Here is an 18,027-nt window from a genome sequence, read left to right on the forward strand (position 1 = left end):
CTGCGTTCTCTGCGTCCTTTGCGGTTTGAATAAATTACTTCATCAGGATCATTTTTTTGGTGGAGGTGTAGTTACCTGCACTTACGGTATAATAATATACACCGCTTGCGAGGTCACTTGCATTGAAATCCACTGAATGTCTGCCCGATTCAAATTCTCCGTTAACAAGATTTGCAACTTCTTTTCCAAGTACATTGTAAACTTTCAGGGTTACAAATGATTTGGCAGGAATTGCAAAAGATATTGTCGTTGAAGGATTGAATGGATTTGGGTAATTCTGATCCAAAGCGAAATCAGATACTATGGAACCGAGTTCAATTACATCAGAATAACCAAATTCACCGTTGAAATCGATTTGTTTCAGTCTGTAGAACAGTTTACCTGAAACTTCCCTGTCAACGAATGAATAGCGGTTTACATCTGTTGAAGTTCCTTTGCCATTTACAAATCCGACTGCTGCGAAAACGAGACCGTCAACACTTCTTTCAATCTGGAATCCGGCATTGTTTCTCTCGGAAGCTGTTGTCCACTCGAGGTTAACATTTCCATTAACTGCCTGGGCGGTAAATGAAGTAAGCTCGACTGGAGTTGAATTGTTGGTCAGGTTGAGTGTTCTCATACCTGGACCCCACTCGCTGCCCCAGAAAGTTTTGTGGAATGTTCCTTTGTCTCCCCATGCGCCCATACCGTTATGGTAGAAGTCAGGATCGAAAATGTTCATCATAACCTGAACCGACTGTGGAACTGTAGCATAACCAAGAACTGCCAGATCGATCATCATTTCTGCTGAATATCCGTTGTCTGTCTGGGTAGTGTCATTTACCAAAGTTCCGACTGCTTTCCTTCCGATACCGGCACCTGAGTTTGCAACCTGTGCTTCGAATACCATCTCAGGATTTACACCGCCGGCATTGAAGTACAACTTAAACTCTTTGTCGGCGTTCGAGGCATCTTTAATCTTCATGAAGAGGCCGTCGCCTTCCCAACTGTCTCCAAAACGGCAAACTTGTTTATCTTTGGATGTGAATCCAATGTAAAGTTTGTTCTGAATTCTGAGTACCTTAAGCGGTGTCCAGGTTGTATCCTTATACACACCTTTTACCAGTACAGTCGAGGTAACAGAACTTCCGGTTCCGGTGAGAGGGGGTTTTGGTCCGAATACCAGATATTGGGATGGATATGCCCAGTCAGGTTCGGTTAAAAGACCATCCAAAACTATTGGATTTGCCGACTGATAAACATTGATTGACTGTGGATCGTTATAGAATGCGATGTCTCTCCAGACTCCGCCCCACTCACTGCCCCACCAGGTCTTGTAGAAGGTGCCTTTTGGTCCCCATGCTGTCATTCCAACATGATAACCGTCAGGATCAAAAATATTAATTGTAACGGGAACAGATGTAACATTCGCATCATATCCAAGTGAATCAAGATAGATAAGCAGTTCAGCACTGTAGCCATTATCAACCTGTGTTGTATCATTAACTATGGTGTTGGAACCCTTAAGTCCTGCGCCCATTCCGGGAGCCTGATTCTCGAATACCATGTTTGAGTTTGCAGTTCCGTCATTAAAATAGAGTTTATACTCTTTTTCCTGACCACCGGCTGTCTTTATTTTCATAAAGAGTCCGTCACCTTCCCAACTGTCACCAAATTTACAAACCGATTTGTCATCGCTGGAGAAACCGATATACAGTTTCGTGCCAACCTTAAGGAATTTCATCTTTGTCCATGTGGTGTCAAGATAGGGAACATCTGTTTTTACATATACACCGGCGGTAACGCCTTGCATCTGAATTGTTGTAGCAGGCTTCGGTCCGAATACCAGATATTCCTGGACACTGTTCCACGCTGCTTCATTCATATTGCCATCGACCACGATTGGTCCTGCTGCGAGATATGCCTCGCGGGTACTTGGATCGTTATACGGTTGTGCAACGATTGTTTGAACTGCTGCCAGTACAAATATCACTGCGAAGAGCTTGTAGATATTGCTTTTCACGGCATCTCCTGTTTGTTTGTTTGTATCAAAAAATGTAAACGGTTACACACTGTTAAATTACGGCAAATTTTTCAGAATGTCAAGTTAAATCTTTCATCTTGAAGATATTTTTTTCTTTTTTTTCTACTTTTCAGATAAATTTTCTCCTTTAATACCCTTTTTTTATATTTTTGGTGATAATTTTTCAAACTTTTCCACCCGGCGGGTTTTATGCCACTGATTGGCTAAAAAAATGTAAATATTTACATTTTTGTAAATTTTACATTTTCCGGACGGGATTTACATAAGTGAATATTCTTTTCCCCAATTTATTATCAGGTCTCCCGATGAAGATTAAAATTTTGGCGACATCTATTCTGTTTACTGTTTTTCTGGCTATTCAACTTCATGGACAGGTACTTTTTGAAGAAAAATTTGAGTCTGTAGCTGCATGGAAAATCAACTCATCCGAGGGTGTTTCGGTAAATAAACAGTCTGACAAGGGCCTCGCAGGTAAATGTGTCAGATTTGATATCGATTTCAAAGTGGGCAGTGGATACGGCGGAATCTATGACCTCTTATCCCTCGACCTCCCTGATAATTACCAGATAACCTTTTATGTGAAGGCAAAAGGTCTTCCCCCAAACAATTTTGAATTTAAACTGGTTGATCCATCGGGCGACAATGTATGGTGGGTTAACAGAAAAGGTTTTGACTTTCCATCTGAATGGACTAAGATGACTGTGCGGAAACGGAATCTCGGTTTTGCATGGGGTCCGCAGGGTGGCGGTGAGATTAAAAAACTCGGGAGAGTTGAACTGATAGTTGCATCAATCAATGGTGGCAAAGGGTCTGTCTTTATCGATGAACTGAAAATTGAAAAACTCGATCCGCCGACTGTACCGACACTTCCCCCTGTTGTAACAAATAATTTTTACGGGGAAGAGGATGTCCCCAATTCACTTTTTGACGGAAAGTCTGAGACGGGACTTAGCAGTGGTACCAAAATCAAGGAGTTCACCATCGATATCGATCTGACCGTACAAAAGGAGTTCGGTGGTATCGTACTCGAGTGGGACAAGGAAATGTATCCGCACGGTTTCTCTATTCTGGCATCCAATGACCTGAAAAAGTGGAATACCCTCTCCAAAAACAAAGGGAAGGGGGGAAAAACTTATATTGTAACTCCCGAAGCTCAATACCGGTACATCAGAATTGTTGTTGATAACAAGAAAAAATATGAATCTTATCTTAAAGAGATTGAATTTAAAGACCTGAGCTTTGCTGACAACCATAACAACCTTTATTACACTATTGCTGCATCAAGCCCAAGAGGCTGGTTCCCGCGCTATACCCTGAAACAACAAAATTACTTTACTGTAACAGGTGTCTCAGGTGATGTGAAGGAGGGACTCCTCAGCGAAGACGGATTGCTCGAAACCGACAAACAGTCTTTCTCTGTGGAGCCGTTTCTTCATCTGGAGGGCAAATTTTACACATGGAATGATGTCAAAATTTCCCATTCACTCGTGGATAACTATATCCCGGTTCCATCAGTGATCTGGGAGGGAGATAATTTTGATCTGAAAATTACCTCCTTTGCCTCGGGTGAAGTGGAGAACTCAGTCCTCTACTCTGAATATTCGGTCACAAACAAAACCGGGAAGGAAATCAGCGGCTCTCTCTTCCTCGCACTTCGACCTTTTCAGGTTAATCCTCCTTGGCAGGACCTGAATTTCTACGGTGGTACCGCCAAAATTGAGACCATCGACCTGAAAAATGGATACGCTCTTGTAAACGGTAAAACAGCCGTAATTCCTTTGGGCATCACCGGGAATTTTGGAGCCCTCACTTTTGACGAAGGCGACATTTCAACTTATATCTCGGAAAACAAACTCCCAGATTCAAAAAAAGTTACCGATAAAACCGGACTGGGCTCAGCCGCCTATTCTTTTAATCTGAAACTGAAACCCGGTGAGACCCGGCGGTTTACATTCGCCATTCCTCAGTATAAAAAAACAATTCCGGAAACCCTGGTTAAACTCTCGTCAAAAAATGACATTTATAAAACAGAACTTTTGAAAACCAAAGATTTCTGGCAGAAGAAACTGGGACACATCTCATGGAAGGTTCCGAAAGAACTTGAAACTGTTTTTAACACAGTTAAAACCAACATCGGCTACATCCTGATAAACAGAGATAATGTCGGTATCCAACCCGGTTCCCGCTCTTATGAAAGATCATGGATAAGGGATGGTGCCCTCACTTCGGCTGCACTTCTGAAAATGGGGCTGCAAAAAGAAGTTAAACAATTCGCTGAATGGTATTCAAAATATCTGTATCCCAATGGAATGGTCCCTTGTGTAGTCGATAAAAGAGGTCCCGACCCCGTTCCCGAAAATGACAGCAACGGCGAATTTATCTATCTGATTTATCAATATTACAGATATACAGGCGACAAGGATTTTATTAAAAACCTCTTCCCCAAGGTTGAAGATGCTGTTGGTTTCATCCGTCACATGATCGCCCAAAGAAGCACGGATCACTTCAAAAACAATCCAAACGATTCCATCAGATCACTCTATGGACTGGTTCCTGAATCGATAAGCCACGAAGGGTACTCAGATAAACCGATGCATTCATACTGGGATAATTTCTTCACATTGCTCGGACTTAAGGATGCGGTCACGATGGCTAAACTGATTGGAAGGAACGATCTTGCAGCATCCTGGTCAGTTACAAGAGACTCTTTCGAGACAAATCTCTACAATTCAATAAATCTCTCCATCAAGAGAACAGGTATCGATTACATCCCCGGGTGTGCAGAAAAAGGTGACTTCGATGCGACTTCCACAACAATAGCCGTCTATCCGGGAGGTGAAATCCACAATCTGCCACAACCGTATCTCGACAATACTTTCAAGAGATACTACAAATTTTTTACTGACAGACGGGATGGAAAGTTAAAATGGAATGAGTATACCCCGTATGAAATGAGAACGATCGGCACATTTAACTTTTCGGGACAAACCGATATCGTTTGGGAACTGATTCAATTCTTCATGAAAGATCAAAGACCACAGGGCTGGAACCACTGGGCTGAAGTGGTCACTCGTGATTACAGATATGCCAGATTCGTCGGTGATATGCCCCACACATGGTGCGGATCCGATTTTATCAATGCAATCAGGGCAATGGTTGTCCACGAGAGAGAATCTGATAATTCACTTCTTGTTGCTCCCGGTTTTCCGAACGCCTGGTATGAATTTGAGGAGGGATTCAAGTTCGAAAATCTCCCCACCTACTATGGGGAATTGAACTTTGAAATTGTAAAAAAAGGACTTGAAGCCACCATAAATATTACTGGTGACATCAAAATTCCCGAAGGTGGCATTAGATATGTGATTCCTCCAAAATTCCGGAAAGAAAGAATCGAACTGAACGATAAACACATCGAACCCGGCCTCGATGGCGAGGTGGTAATTAAATCCCTTCCCGCAAAAGTTGAATTGATTTATTGGAAATGAAATTATTTATTAGTTTTGAAGCGCAGCTCAAGTGAGAATTTTGCATTTGTCGAGTGGAAACCTTATTTTTGCGTTAGAAAGATATTTTCAGGATAAAAATAATGCAACCAGAAAAAAGAACATTCGGCCAAACTGATTTCAGGTTTGATAAAAATTTTACACCCCTCCTTTTTAGCGATGGTTTAGCAGCCCATCCCTTTTTAAAGTGGGCAGGTGGGAAGACACAGTTATTACCTGCCCTAATGAATGAAATCCCGGCAAATTTTAATAAGTATATTGAACCTTTTGTAGGTGGAGGTGCATTATTTTTTAAGCTAAATCATTCAAATTCCATTATTTCAGATTCGAATGAAGAATTGGTAATTACCTACAATCAAATTAAAATCGATGTCCAATCCATTATTTCAGTTCTTAATGGTTATCGGAATACAGCAGATTTCTTTTATCAGCTAAGGTCTTTAAAAACAGATGATCTCAGTAAAACTGAGATAGCGGCAAGGATGATCTTTTTGAACAAGACTTGTTTCAACGGGCTTTTCAGAGTAAATAAAAAGGGTGAGTTTAATGTCCCTTATGCGAATAACAAGAATATTAAAATTAACACAGACAATTTATTTAAGGTCGCCGATGCTTTGAAAAATACAACGATACTTCACGGAGATTACAAGGAAATAATAGGGAAATTTGCAGAAAAGGGAGACTTTATATTTCTGGATCCACCTTATCAACCAGTTGGTAAATTCTCTGACTTTAAGAGATACACAAAAGAATTTTTTTACGAGTCAGATCAAATTGAGTTGGCAACCGTATTCAGGAAACTTGTTGATAAAGGGTGCCATGTCCTCCTGACAAATTCAGAACACCCTCTAATTTTTGATCTTTATAAAGATTTTGAGATAAAAATCCTTCAAACAAAGAGACTAATCAATAGCAATGCCGCTTCTCGCTCAGGAACTGACATTATTGTAATTGGTCGATAAACGGAAAACATCATCGAAACCGACATCTTCCCGGATTATTTTCGAAATTTCCCCGGTACCAGATATATGGGGAGCAAAAATAAAATTCTCGGTTCAATTTGGCAACACCTTGGTAAACTGGAGTTTGAAAGTTTTCTCGATGTTTTTGCCGGGAGTAATGTTGTTGGATATTTTATGAAATGCCAAAATAAGCGGGTAATTTCCAATGATTTTTTAACCTTTAGTTATCTAAACGCAAAAGCTATTATTGAAAATCCCTCCGTACAACTATCAGATCAAGATATTCAGATATTATTAAAATACAATGAAAACGATAATTTTATTCAGTCAACCTTTAAGGATGTTTTCTTTTCCGAAGAGGATAATAAATTTTTAGATTTCGTAAGATTCAATATAAGTCTTTTCGAAAATGAATATAAAAAAGCTCTTGCATATTCATCGTTAGTAAGGGCATGTTTAAAGAAAAGGTCGAGGGGAATTTTTACATTTGTAGGCGAAAGGTATAATGACGGTCGGGTTGACATGCAAAAATCCATTCAAGATCATTTCTTAGAAAGTATATCTCTTTACAACAACGCAGTATTTGACAACAATAAAACAAACAAAGCGCTCAACCTGAATTCAGAAGATATTCAGCTTAATACTGATCTCGTCTACTTAGATCCACCATACTATTCTCCAAAATCTGACAATGATTATGTACGAAGGTATCATTTCGTCGAAGGACTGGTTAAAAATTGGGATAATCTGAAAATTCAGGAACACACTGCAGTGAAAAAGTTTAAGAGCTATGACACTCCTTTCTCTAAAAAAACTTCGTCAGCAATTGCATTGGATAACTTGATGAATAAGTTTAAGAACTCAATTATCGTAATTTCATACTCCTCCAATAGTCTACCCAAAAAGGAAGAGATAATCGAAATGCTGTCAAAATATAAATCGAATATCCAAACTCATGAAATCAAACATACTTATTCGATGGGTAACCAAAATCACAAAATTGGCAATGCGAATAATCGAATTCAAGAATATCTGTTTATAGGAAAATAAGTTTTATGCTAAGAGTTTGGAATATAGGAAACACTACTGTTAGAAATCCTAAGAGAATTGAAAACGCCTTAAGGGTATTTGTTGAAGAAGGTTTTTCTGGCAACGCAAAAGGTAAAGATCAGGAAGAACGACTCCTCAACAAATTAAGAGAAAACCGAGTTGTTGAGTTCGAGGGTGAACCCTCAGCTTGGAATGGACGAAAATGGCGTGCCGCTTTCTATCAACTCGGTTTTATTAGCTATGAAAAGTATCTCATAGATAAGGTAACATTTTCTGCTGAAGAATTCTTCAAAAAGATAAATTGTTCAAAGATATCATTTCCTTATCAGATCACTCCTGCAGGCAAAAAGTTAATATCTACGGATAGAATTGCAGAAATAGAAGAAATTTATACCAGACAATTACTTTGTTATGAACTGCCAAATTCTTTGGAGAGAAGATTTGATAATGGCCCCTTAAAACCTTTTATACTATTTCTACAAGTATTACAACTATTAAGATCTAAAAATCTCGATGGATTATCAAAACTAGAGGTCGGATTATTTTTACAAAGATTTTATACTCATAGCCCCGATCTAGCTGAGAATATTGTAAAGAATTTACTTGCTTTCAGGCACGATTTATCATCATGTAAGAATTCAAATGAACGAAAGGCAATTAAGAAAAAATATGTGGAATCCCTTCGGAAGGAAATCACCATAGACCCTCAATCCGTCGTTTCTGATTATTCAGATACCACATTCAGGTATTTTTTGCTGACAGGGTTATTTTCAAGAAAGGGAGAAACAATCAGTATAAGAGACAGCAAAGTTGAATTTGTGAATTATCTTTTGGAATCGGAACCCGTGTTCACATTCAATACCAATCCGTATGAATATTTTTCCAATTTTTATAACTGTAGTTATCCCCTTCCTATTGATGATATTGAATTTTCTTTCAAAGAGGTTCAAAGGTTAAAATCCGGAGTAAAAGATAAAAGACACGAATTATTTAAAAGAGCCGAGACTATTACTTTAGATTCAGGAATGAAAGAAATCAATGATCTTCGTCTTGACCTCATTGAATACAATAATTGGGAAAGAGAAGTTGATTTCGCTTCACAACAGCAATCCATAAAATCAGTCAATGAAATCCTTGAATATCTTGCTATATTAAATAATGAGAAACCAACGGGACATCTTGAGATTGATGATAGACCCGCATATCTAGAATGGGCTGTATGGAGGTCATTTCTCGCTATAAATGAAATTATTTGTCCTGTTCATGAAACAAGAAGGTTCCCCGTAGATTATGATTTTTTCCCGCGAAACACTGCCCCCGGAGGGGGTTCTGACTTAATTTTTGTATTTAAGAACTACATTTTGGTTGTTGAAGTAACTTTGACTTCATCATCTAGGCAAATGGCAGTAGAAAGTGAGCCAGTAAGAAGACACACAGTTCAATATCAAAACATTTTTAAGGATAAAACTGTCTATTGTTTATTCGTTGCCCCCAGTATTGATAATAATGTAGTTGAGACTTTTAGGATCGGTGTTTGGTACAAAAATGATGAAGAAGAATTTGTTAATATTCTCCCGATGGAACTCGGTGATTTTATTAACTTGTTCGAGATTTTCAGGTATAAAAAATTTACAAACGATGATCTTAAAAGTCTAATGGACCGATGCTTGGTGTTTCGAAATGCCCGCGCTCCTCTATGGAAACGCAAGATAAGCTTGGAAATAAAAGAATGGAAAAATTCTTTTTTGAAAGAGTAACAGAATGAAATGCCCTGTTTGTAAAAATGGTGAGACTGCTAAAGGTAAAGTTGTGGTAACTTTGGCCAAAGGTGAATTTATTGCTGTTTATCGCAGTGTTCCGGCTGATATTTGCCAAAACTGTGGTGAAGAGTATGTTGACAGCTCAATCGCCCGGTCGCTTCTTGAGTTATCAAATGAAACCTGCAAGAAAGGTGTCATCGTTGACATCAGAGACTATCGGGCGGCTTAGCCTTCAGTGAACTATGATCTTTTTGGAATTAAGCTCATAGTTCGTACCTTATAGCTAATAGCTAAAAATTTACTCCTAAATGTACCAGTAACCGATAAACTGCCAGGCCTATCAGCGCATATATTGCAATTTTTACCACCAGCTTTACCATTCCCGCCAGACTCTTCAAGACAAAAAGTCCAATGAACACGGCGGCAATTATTAAAATCAATTCCATATTAAATTTTATTCCTTCCGTTGCAGAGGTCGATCAAAAGTGATTAACCCGTAAAAATTCAAAAATTCTTTTTCAAATTTAATCAATTGAACCCCTAAATTCGTATGTTACGAATAACATTTACGAAAAATTAAGGCTCCAGAAATGTTGCAGCATCTCTTTTTTACAATTGTTATTTTATTTCTGCTGTGCGGTTCCCTGTCGGCACAAACACCCCACCCAAAAGCGATAGACATCCCGTCAGACCTTGCAGCAAAAATGAAAACAGACCCGAAACAAATCATCCCTGAATTTGTAAAACATGTCACCTCGGGCATCACCTCCGATGAAGAAAAAATACGAGTCCTCCACGACTGGACAGCTTTGAACATCAGATATGATGTGGAAGGATATTTCGGTAATGGCAAGATTGTCTATGATACATACGATGTCATTAAAACGGGGAAATCGGTCTGTGAGGGATACTGTAATGTTTTCGAATTACTGCTCACCACTGCGGGAATTGAAAATAAAAAAATTCCCGGCTATGCCAGAGGTTACGGATTTAATCTCTTTGCGGAAGGTGAGAAATTCGAAAATAATCATGCCTGGACTGCTGTGAAGCTAAACGGGAAATGGCAGCTTATCGATGTAACCTGGAACTCCGGTTTCATAGATGGCATCAACTTTGTTCCCCATTATACACTTGGTTACTACCTTTTGTCTCCTGAAAAATTCATCCACACACACTTCCCCGAATCCCCTGAATGGCAACTCCTCTCAAAACCGGTTTCGTTTGAACAGTTTATTGACATGCCATATCTCACAGAGAGATTCTTCGCTCTGGGATTCGATCTTGTCACCAAGCCGGCAAGACGGTACGATTGCGGAGACAGTTTCAAACTTGATTTTATTGCAGCCGAAGACGCCCTTTTTATGGCATCGTTGTATGACTCCGAAGGTAACAGCATCGATCATTCAACCCTTGCGCAAAGAGCTGCTGATAAAGGGACGATTCACATGATTTTCCCAAAACCCGGCAAGTACAAACTGACCCTTTTCGCAAAACATAAAGGTGAAAAAGGCAACTATTTTGGTGTCGCGGAATTTGCTTTTAATGCATCCACGGGTAAAACCGGTGAGTTTCCCCTTTTATTCAAAAAATTTGTCGAAAATGGCTGCCGTCTGGTTTCACCGCTTACAAGTCCGTTCCTGGCTGGAGCTGACGGAATGGTCAATTTTGAGTTTTTTGTCCCGGGTGATGAAGCCGGGGTAGAATGCGGTGAACAACTGACAATGTTGACAAAAAATTCTTCGGGTAACTTTGCCGGCAAGGTAAAAGTTACGGGATTCCCTGTCCGCATTTTTATGAAAGTTGGAAATATGCTCCAGTATGTATGCAGTTGGGAAGCCAAATAGATTTTTGTAAACTCATTTTTCCTTAAATTACGCCTTTTCAATTCAGGAATCTTGATGGAAAAATTTTTACGGTTTAATGACAAAATTCAGGAGGCTGCAGGGGGAATCTCTGCATTACTCTCCGTTTTGCTTGTTCTGCTTGTTTCTATCGATGTGATCGCAAGATATCTGTTCAATTCAGGAAGTGTAGCCGCACAGGAACTCGAGTGGCATATCTTTGCCCTTATATTTATCCTCGCTGCCGGCTACACATTGAAACACGATGAACATGTTAAAATCGATGTCCTTTACTCCCGGTTTTCTCCCAAGAAACAGGCTCTCGTTAACATTCTGGGCGTCATATTCCTTCTCATTCCGTTTTGTCTTTTTGTAATCTGGTTCTCAATCGACTTTTTCCTCGTCTCATTCGAAATCAATGAAGCTTCTTCCGATCCGGGTGGACTTCCTGCCCGTTACATTCTAAAACTTTTCATTCCGATTGGATTTATCCTTCTCCTGATGCAGGGTATCTCATTTTTGCATGCATCGCTAATTGAATACAAACAAAACTCCGGGGATAAATGATGGAAGAGCTCGTACCGTTTATATTTTTTGCAGTTATCATTATTTCTCTATTGATGGGGTTTCCTGTAGCGTTCACACTCGGAGGTGTCTCTGTTTTGTTCGGTACCTTAATGCTCGGACCGGAATTCCTGTCGATTCTTCCCCTCAGAGTTTACGGAATAATGTCAAATTTTGTCCTTTTGGCAGTCCCTCTCTTCATTTTTATGGGGGTAATGTTTGAGAGATCGGGAATTGCCGAGGAATTGCTCGAAACGATGGCATTGGTTTTTGGGAAACTGCGGGGTGGTCTGGCTATAGGTGTTCTGCTGGTTGGTGCTCTACTTGGTGCCTCTACCGGCATTGTCGGGGCAACGGTTGTGACGATGGGAATACTCTCCCTCCCTGTAATGATAAAAAGGAATTGCTCAATTCCCGATTCTGCAGGAATAATTGCGGCCTCGGGTACTCTCGGGCAGATCATCCCGCCGAGTATCATCCTAATTCTTTTGGGAAGTGTAACCAATGTACCTGTCGGTAATCTCTTCATGGCTGCGGTAATCCCGGGACTCCTGCTTACAGGTTTGTATTTTTTATGGATACTGTCACTCAATTTTTTCAAACCATCTGCTTTTCCCCCAATGTCAGATGAGGAACTAGCCGATTTCAGACAAGGAAGAATTAAAAAATTCCTCTCAGCCATCTTTCTCCCGGGTATCCTGATTCTTCTCGTTCTCGGTTCAATATTTTTTGGAATTGCATCTCCCACGGAAGCGGCGGGTGTGGGCGCGATCGGTGCAACCGTTTTGGCAGCTCTTCGGAAAAAACTGAACAAAGACAATGTTCTTTATGTCGCAAAAAAAACTGTGACCATAACAACGATGGCACTAATAATTCTTGTGGGGGCAACTGCATTCAGTCTTGTTTTCAGGGAACTGGAAGGGGATGTGGTGCTTACCGAGATGATAATGGCTTCAGAGATTTCACCTCAGATTTTCCTGCTTTTGGTGATGCTGATTATCTTTTTGGCGGGGTTCCTGATTGATTTCATCGAGATCATTTTTATTGTCGTCCCGATAGTAGATCCAATTTTCAGACATTTTGGAATGGATATGCTTTGGATTTCTATTCTGATTGCTCTGAATCTTCAAACTTCGTTTCTCACTCCTCCGTTTGGCTTCTCACTTTTCTATCTGAAAGGTGTTGCACCGAAGGAGGTAAGAACCCTTGATATTTACAAAGGTGTAATTCCCTATATCATTATTCAGTTGGTAGCCCTCGCTCTCGTCGCGGCTTTCCCCGAGATCATACGATTAATTTAAAGTGTTTTTAACTCATCCACTATTCAATATTGTTGGATTATTGGATTATTGCATTATTGAATTACAAAAACAGGTTCCCATCCTTGTTCTTGGAGACATAGGAGTCGGGATCGAAAGGTTCGATGTGGCACAGCACATCTGAAACGCTCGGGAACACTTCCTTAATCCGGTCTTTAACTTGATGTGCGATCTTGTGTCCTTCGTGTACTGACAAATTACCGTTCACTATAACATGCATGTCGATGTAATATTCGAAACCCATCTTTCTAATATGGCACTTTTCGATATCCTCAACCCCCTCCACTTCCATGGCGCAAGCTTTTATTTTTTCTTTGAATTCCACCGGAGGTGCTGTATCCAGTATCTCCTTGAGAGCCGGCATGAAAAGCGAGATGGCATTATAAATGATGATAAATGAAGCGAAAAGAGCTGCATAATCATCCGCCTCCTCATAACCCTCTCCGCCAATAAGCGCAATGGCTATTCCGATGAATGCTGCTGCTGAAGTTATTGCGTCACTTCTGTGGTGCCATGCATCATTTTTCACTGCAGTGCTGCCAAGTCCCTCGCCAACGACAATAATTTTCCTAAATAGTACTTCTTTCACAAATATTACCCCAATTAACACAAGAAGTGTATACGATTCAGGGGCATGATGAGGGGTAATGATTTCATGGAGACTTTGCACGATGATGACAACCGCGGCCGCAACAAGCATCAATGAAACAAACATTCCCGCAAGCGGCTCTGCCTTTCCGTGACCATATGGATGGTCTTCATCTTTGGGACGGGATGCATATTTTAGTCCGGCAAGAACTATTGTGGATGTAAAAATATCTGATAATGATTCTATTGCATCAGCAACGAGTGCATAGGAGTTTCCCAGAATTCCGGCGGTGCCTTTGGTTATTACCAGTACAAAAGAAACAAGTATCCCGATGAAGGTTGTTTTCATTCCTTTATCGGAAGAGCGTTCTGCATAACTTTTCGGTTTGATGATCAACCCTTCTTTTCTATCAGTACAACTTTATAAATTTTAATTTCATCTCTCTTGAAAACCATGGGTTGAATTGACTGATTATAAGAACTCAACATGGCAATCCCGGGCAGATTTTCATTCTCATTGTATATTTTTAATGCCCCCTTTGTTTTATCATACAGGGCAACCACCAGATCACCCGGCTTTACTTTTCCGTACATGCTCACCAGAACATAATCTCCCGGATTTACCAGAGGCATCATGCTGTAACCAAACTCTTCATCAACTTTCAGGTAGAAGTGAGTGTCGGGATCATACTCAAGATCACGGAATTCGTTCAGATCGCTCCAGTCCTGAATTTCGGCTTTTCCCGCCGGTACAGTCCCCATTACCGGATACACCCGCTCTTTTCTGTCACCCGTGTTATGTCGGGCTCTTGCATCACTGCCGGTTCTGCCGGTAAGCAGCCACTCGATGTCACACCCCATCTCAGAAAGCTTTATCAACAGCTCTGATCCCGGGGTGATCTTCCCCGAGAGATAGGAATTAAGCGTTTGGGGCAACATATCAAGTGACTTCGCAAACTCCGTTAAACGGTCGGTTTTGGAGTAAGCGAATTCTCTTAATCTTGATGCTATTAAAGATTTTTCTCTCATTTTTTCAATTTAAACTTGACTTGTATAAGCTCTTTATCTTAGTTTGGTGCTACCATAAGTTAATAATTTTATTTTTTGTAAGATTAACATCTTAAATGTACAACATTTTCTTAATATATCAAAAAACAAATTGATGAAAGAGAGGATAAAATGGAAGCATTACCTGAAATGAATTTTGAGGAACTGAGGAACCACGGGCTGATCGACGAGTCGGGGTACAGAAATTTCCTGATAAAACGAAAGTTCGATGAGCTTAAAAATCAGGGGCTTAAGACAAGCATAATAAAAGAGATTCTGGCGGATGAATTTGCGCTCTCCCCGGAGTCTATCCACGGTATCTACTACAGAAAAAAGGAGAAATACAGGTTTGTAAATTGAGGCAAAAATAAAAGAGGCTGCCTTTCTCAAGGCAGCCTCAATGCGACCAATTAATTAGTTTGAAACTAAACTTTTTTCACTTCGATCTTCTTCACCGGACGGGATTCCTTCTCTGAAGAAGTCTTTCCTTTTTCACCCGTTACAGGACACTCCGATTTTCCTCCGGAATAAGGACAATCACCTTTCATTCCTGTGTAAGGGCACTCGGATTTCCCCGAATCCTTCTTCTCTCCTGTCTGTGTCCCCTTTTTTCCGGTATAGGGACAAACAGCAGCTTTTTCACCGTTAAGGTAAGGACATTCCTGCTTCTTCAACTCTTTTTTTGGATCACCATTATTACCTGCAAGTGTCGTGTGTCCACTCCAGGAAAATCCAAACATAAAAGCTGCAACAAACGATGCATATACGAACAATCTCATTTTAACCTCCGGGATTTATTATTACAAACTGTTATTATTTATTACAAGTTCCGGAAATGTTTAAAGTTCTGAAATATTTATTTAATTTTGGTCTTTACTTCTCAATCTTTATGAACAGCACTTGGACGACCTTCTCAAATATTCTCTTCTTCTTGTAACCGGATTTTTTACCGGGATTTTGAACATTATGGCAGGAGGGGGTTCGATTCTTACTCTACCCGCATTGATTTACATAGGACTTGATCCGAATCTTGCAAACGGCACAAACCGCATCTTCATCCTTATGCAGAATCTGACAGCAGTGGTTGCATTTTCCAATGAGAAGATGAGTTACTTCAAGGAATCATTCAGACTCGCAATTTTTACAATACCGGGAGCAGTAATAGGTGCATTGGCTGCAGTAAGAATTGAGGGGGATGTTTTTGTAAAAATACTCGGTATTGTCACCATTGTTCTTTCGTTGTTGATGTTTATCCCTGTAAAAACCGGTGAAGGCGCAAATCCCGTAAAAACAAAAGCCCTGCTTTACCCCCTCCTTTTCGCAATTGGTTTTTACGGAGGTTTTATTCAGGCAGGCACGGGAATCTTTATAATGTTTATTCTAAGGAGTTTTCTCAAGATAGACCTCGTGAAAGTAAATGTTCATAAGGTTTTTATAGCTTTTATTTTTACAATACCCGCATTTTTTATCTTTGTTTATCACGGACAGATCGACTGGATTGCAGGCTTCATTCTGGGTATCGGTTCCATTTTCGGAGCATGGTTCTCAGCAAAAACGGTACTCAAACTTGGTGAAAAAGTTGTCAAAATTGTCCTTTTAATTTCCAGTTTTCTCATTGCCTTAGACTTGTTGGATGTAATATAATATGAAAAAAACAGTTTTATTTATTGTCTTTTTATTATTCACCGTACCACTATTTTCACAAATTGAAAATCTCCACATCGATGACGGTATCTATGCCTTTTTGAAGAAAATGAAAGTGAAGGGAATCATCGAAAGTATACATGACGATGTTCCAAACATGTCGTATGCAGAGGTTACCGGCTATCTTGAAGAAATAAAAAGGCAAGAGGAAAAACTTACCCGCACTGAGAGAAAGAAACTCCAGCGTTACCTCGAGAATGTTTCCGGCATTACAAAGGGGGAAAATGTAACTAATCTCCTCGGGGGTGAAAGCTTCGGTCAAAATATTGAAGACATCGTGTCGCAAAAAATCAAATATTTTTACGCCTACGCCGACAGTTTTGTTACGGCTTATGCAGAAGGAATCGGATCATTGCAGTACGGACACCGTCTGAAACCCAATGTGAATAACGCTGCCATATACGACATGGGTTTTCGTGTCCAGGGAACTGTCGCTAAAAATTTCGGCTACATGCTTTATGTGGTTAAGGGACTCGCAACAGGTAACAGGGAATTCGCACTCGATGTGGATCCCAGACTCGCCTACAATTTCAAATTTGTCGAAGATATAGAGTATGCCCCAAGTTATGATTATACAGACGGCTACTTGAAATGGAGCACCAGCCCTGTAAAAGGGATGGAAATGCTTGCTCAAATAGGAAGGGAAAAAACAAAATTCGCATTTGGATACGGGAGTAATCTTGTACTCTCCGGCGATCACGCCAATCTGGATTTCTTCAAATTCCAGTTTAAATACGGTCCCATAAGATACACTTCATATCAGGCTTCCACCGTAGGCAGATTCCAGAGAATACGGGACGACAACTATACAAAGTATATTGCCGCGAATAAATTTCAACTCCACCTCCCCAATCTCTTCGATCTTTCAATCGGTGAGGCGATAGTTTATTCAGGCAGAGGTGTCGATCTTACCTACCTGAATCCGTTGATCTTTTACAAATTTGCCGAGATGTCATTGCAGGACAGAGATAACGGAACACTTTTCTTCGATTTCCAATCCGATTTTATCCCAAATCTTGAACTGCAGGCATCTTTCTTCCTCGATGAGAACATCCTGATGCAACTCGCAGATCTTGAAAGGTTTTCAAACAAAACTGCTTATCAACTCGGTGCCTACTGGTATACTCCCGTACCCGATCTTGTTCTTATAGCTGAGTACACTCGAATCAGACCTTATGTTTATACACATGCGAATCCAAAAAACACCTACACCTCTTGGGATTCCCCTCTCGGGCATCCAATCGGACCGAATGCGGATCAAATTCTCTTCAAAGCCGATTATGCTCTCAACTTCATTACAAATATCTTTGCCTCTTACAGTTACACCCGTAAAGGCTGGAATATTTATGATGAAAACGGCAATCTGGCTTATAATGCAGGTGGGAATCTTTTTGAACCTCACAGACCGGAATTCGACTCCGATCATATTAAATTCCTGACCGGCGATGTGTACAACTATAACAACTTTGAGGTGGGTGTCTCATGGGAGGCTTTTCGTGATCTTACATTTTATCTCTCACTCAAGCATAATTCTGCTAAACAGGTTTCTACAGGTAATACCACGGAAGTGACATGGATAAACTTTAAATTCACTATTGAGTATTAAAACCGCACAAACGGTCTGCTTTTTATCGATTTTTTAGTATCTTTAAGCATTACTTTTGTA

The 18,027-nt window shown here is 40.2% G+C and carries 13 protein-coding genes and 1 pseudogene; 10 read left to right on the plus strand and 4 right to left on the minus strand.

The features are described from left to right. Positions 1 to 34: 34 nt before the first annotated feature. Complete coding sequence (locus tag J0L60_14400; protein MBN8547321.1) at positions 35 to 2,002, minus strand: T9SS type A sorting domain-containing protein; 1,968 nt, start codon at positions 2,000 to 2,002, stop codon at positions 35 to 37. Positions 2,003 to 2,328: 326 nt separating this feature from the next. Here J0L60_14400 and J0L60_14405 point away from each other — a divergent pair, with 326 nt between their 5' ends. From J0L60_14405 to J0L60_14435, 7 genes and pseudogenes are all read left to right on the plus strand, one after another. Beyond that, positions 2,329 to 5,508, plus strand: coding sequence for a discoidin domain-containing protein (locus tag J0L60_14405; GenBank protein ID MBN8547322.1), 3,180 nt, complete (start codon positions 2,329 to 2,331; stop codon positions 5,506 to 5,508). Between the two features lie 101 nt (positions 5,509 to 5,609). Further along, positions 5,610 to 7,538: pseudogene (locus J0L60_14410) on the plus strand (Dam family site-specific DNA-(adenine-N6)-methyltransferase). A 5-nt stretch (positions 7,539 to 7,543) separates the two neighbouring features. Next, the gene (locus J0L60_14415; protein MBN8547323.1) at positions 7,544 to 9,295 is read left to right on the plus strand and encodes an AlwI family type II restriction endonuclease; all 1,752 of its coding nucleotides are present in this window, start codon (positions 7,544 to 7,546) and stop codon (positions 9,293 to 9,295) included. 4 nt (positions 9,296 to 9,299) lie between these two features. Further along, positions 9,300 to 9,527: a type II toxin-antitoxin system MqsA family antitoxin gene (locus J0L60_14420; GenBank protein ID MBN8547324.1), complete on the plus strand. Its 228-nt coding sequence runs from the start codon at positions 9,300 to 9,302 to the stop codon at positions 9,525 to 9,527. 361 nt (positions 9,528 to 9,888) lie between these two features. Then, positions 9,889 to 11,142 (plus strand): hypothetical protein, encoded by a 1,254-nt coding sequence (locus J0L60_14425; GenBank protein ID MBN8547325.1) that lies wholly within the window; start codon positions 9,889 to 9,891, stop codon positions 11,140 to 11,142. Positions 11,143 to 11,196: 54 nt separating this feature from the next. Further along, positions 11,197 to 11,706 carry a TRAP transporter small permease subunit gene (locus J0L60_14430; protein ID MBN8547326.1) on the plus strand — a complete coding sequence of 170 codons (510 nt, stop codon included), beginning with the start codon at positions 11,197 to 11,199 and terminating at the stop codon, positions 11,704 to 11,706. Further along, the gene (locus J0L60_14435; protein MBN8547327.1) at positions 11,706 to 13,004 is read left to right on the plus strand and encodes a TRAP transporter large permease subunit; all 1,299 of its coding nucleotides are present in this window, start codon (positions 11,706 to 11,708) and stop codon (positions 13,002 to 13,004) included. The genes J0L60_14430 and J0L60_14435 overlap by 1 nt, the downstream gene beginning before the upstream one ends. Before the next feature lie 61 nt (positions 13,005 to 13,065). Here J0L60_14435 and J0L60_14440 read toward each other — a convergent pair whose 3' ends face one another. Together J0L60_14440 and J0L60_14445 are read right to left on the minus strand one after the other, a co-directional pair. After that, entirely contained in the window at positions 13,066 to 13,959 is an 894-nt protein-coding gene (locus J0L60_14440) for a cation transporter (GenBank protein ID MBN8547328.1), read from the minus strand. A 44-nt stretch (positions 13,960 to 14,003) separates the two neighbouring features. After that, positions 14,004 to 14,639, minus strand: coding sequence for a LexA family transcriptional regulator (locus J0L60_14445; protein ID MBN8547329.1), 636 nt, complete (start codon positions 14,637 to 14,639; stop codon positions 14,004 to 14,006). Positions 14,640 to 14,789: 150 nt separating this feature from the next. Here J0L60_14445 and J0L60_14450 point away from each other — a divergent pair, with 150 nt between their 5' ends. After that, positions 14,790 to 15,017 carry a hypothetical protein gene (locus J0L60_14450; protein ID MBN8547330.1) on the plus strand — a complete coding sequence of 76 codons (228 nt, stop codon included), beginning with the start codon at positions 14,790 to 14,792 and terminating at the stop codon, positions 15,015 to 15,017. 65 nt (positions 15,018 to 15,082) lie between these two features. Here the strand turns inward: J0L60_14450 and J0L60_14455 are convergent, their stop codons facing one another. After that, entirely contained in the window at positions 15,083 to 15,436 is a 354-nt protein-coding gene (locus tag J0L60_14455; GenBank protein ID MBN8547331.1) for a hypothetical protein, read from the minus strand. A 121-nt stretch (positions 15,437 to 15,557) separates the two neighbouring features. On the opposite strand from J0L60_14455, the gene J0L60_14460 reads away from it, so the two are divergent. Next, positions 15,558 to 16,301 carry a sulfite exporter TauE/SafE family protein gene (locus J0L60_14460; protein ID MBN8547332.1) on the plus strand — a complete coding sequence of 248 codons (744 nt, stop codon included), beginning with the start codon at positions 15,558 to 15,560 and terminating at the stop codon, positions 16,299 to 16,301. Position 16,302: 1 nt separating this feature from the next. After that, positions 16,303 to 17,967 carry a hypothetical protein gene (locus J0L60_14465; protein ID MBN8547333.1) on the plus strand — a complete coding sequence of 555 codons (1,665 nt, stop codon included), beginning with the start codon at positions 16,303 to 16,305 and terminating at the stop codon, positions 17,965 to 17,967. The last annotated feature ends 60 nt before the right edge of the window (positions 17,968 to 18,027 follow it).

The organism is Ignavibacteria bacterium, assembly GCA_017302895.1.
Taxonomy (GTDB): domain Bacteria; phylum Bacteroidota; class Ignavibacteria; order Ignavibacteriales; family Ignavibacteriaceae; genus UTCHB3.

Coding starts and splice junctions, on each gene's coding strand:
- J0L60_14405 (MBN8547322.1), top strand. CDS start 2,329: ATGAAGATTAAAATTTTGGCGACATCTATTCTGTTTACTGTTTTTCTG.
- J0L60_14415 (MBN8547323.1), top strand. CDS start 7,544: ATGCTAAGAGTTTGGAATATAGGAAACACTACTGTTAGAAATCCTAAG.
- J0L60_14420 (MBN8547324.1), top strand. CDS start 9,300: ATGAAATGCCCTGTTTGTAAAAATGGTGAGACTGCTAAAGGTAAAGTT.
- J0L60_14425 (MBN8547325.1), top strand. CDS start 9,889: ATGTTGCAGCATCTCTTTTTTACAATTGTTATTTTATTTCTGCTGTGC.
- J0L60_14430 (MBN8547326.1), top strand. CDS start 11,197: ATGGAAAAATTTTTACGGTTTAATGACAAAATTCAGGAGGCTGCAGGG.
- J0L60_14435 (MBN8547327.1), top strand. CDS start 11,706: ATGGAAGAGCTCGTACCGTTTATATTTTTTGCAGTTATCATTATTTCT.
- J0L60_14440 (MBN8547328.1), bottom strand. CDS start 13,959: ATGAAAACAACCTTCATCGGGATACTTGTTTCTTTTGTACTGGTAATA.
- J0L60_14445 (MBN8547329.1), bottom strand. CDS start 14,639: ATGAGAGAAAAATCTTTAATAGCATCAAGATTAAGAGAATTCGCTTAC.
- J0L60_14450 (MBN8547330.1), top strand. CDS start 14,790: ATGGAAGCATTACCTGAAATGAATTTTGAGGAACTGAGGAACCACGGG.
- J0L60_14455 (MBN8547331.1), bottom strand. CDS start 15,436: ATGAGATTGTTCGTATATGCATCGTTTGTTGCAGCTTTTATGTTTGGA.
- J0L60_14465 (MBN8547333.1), top strand. CDS start 16,303: ATGAAAAAAACAGTTTTATTTATTGTCTTTTTATTATTCACCGTACCA.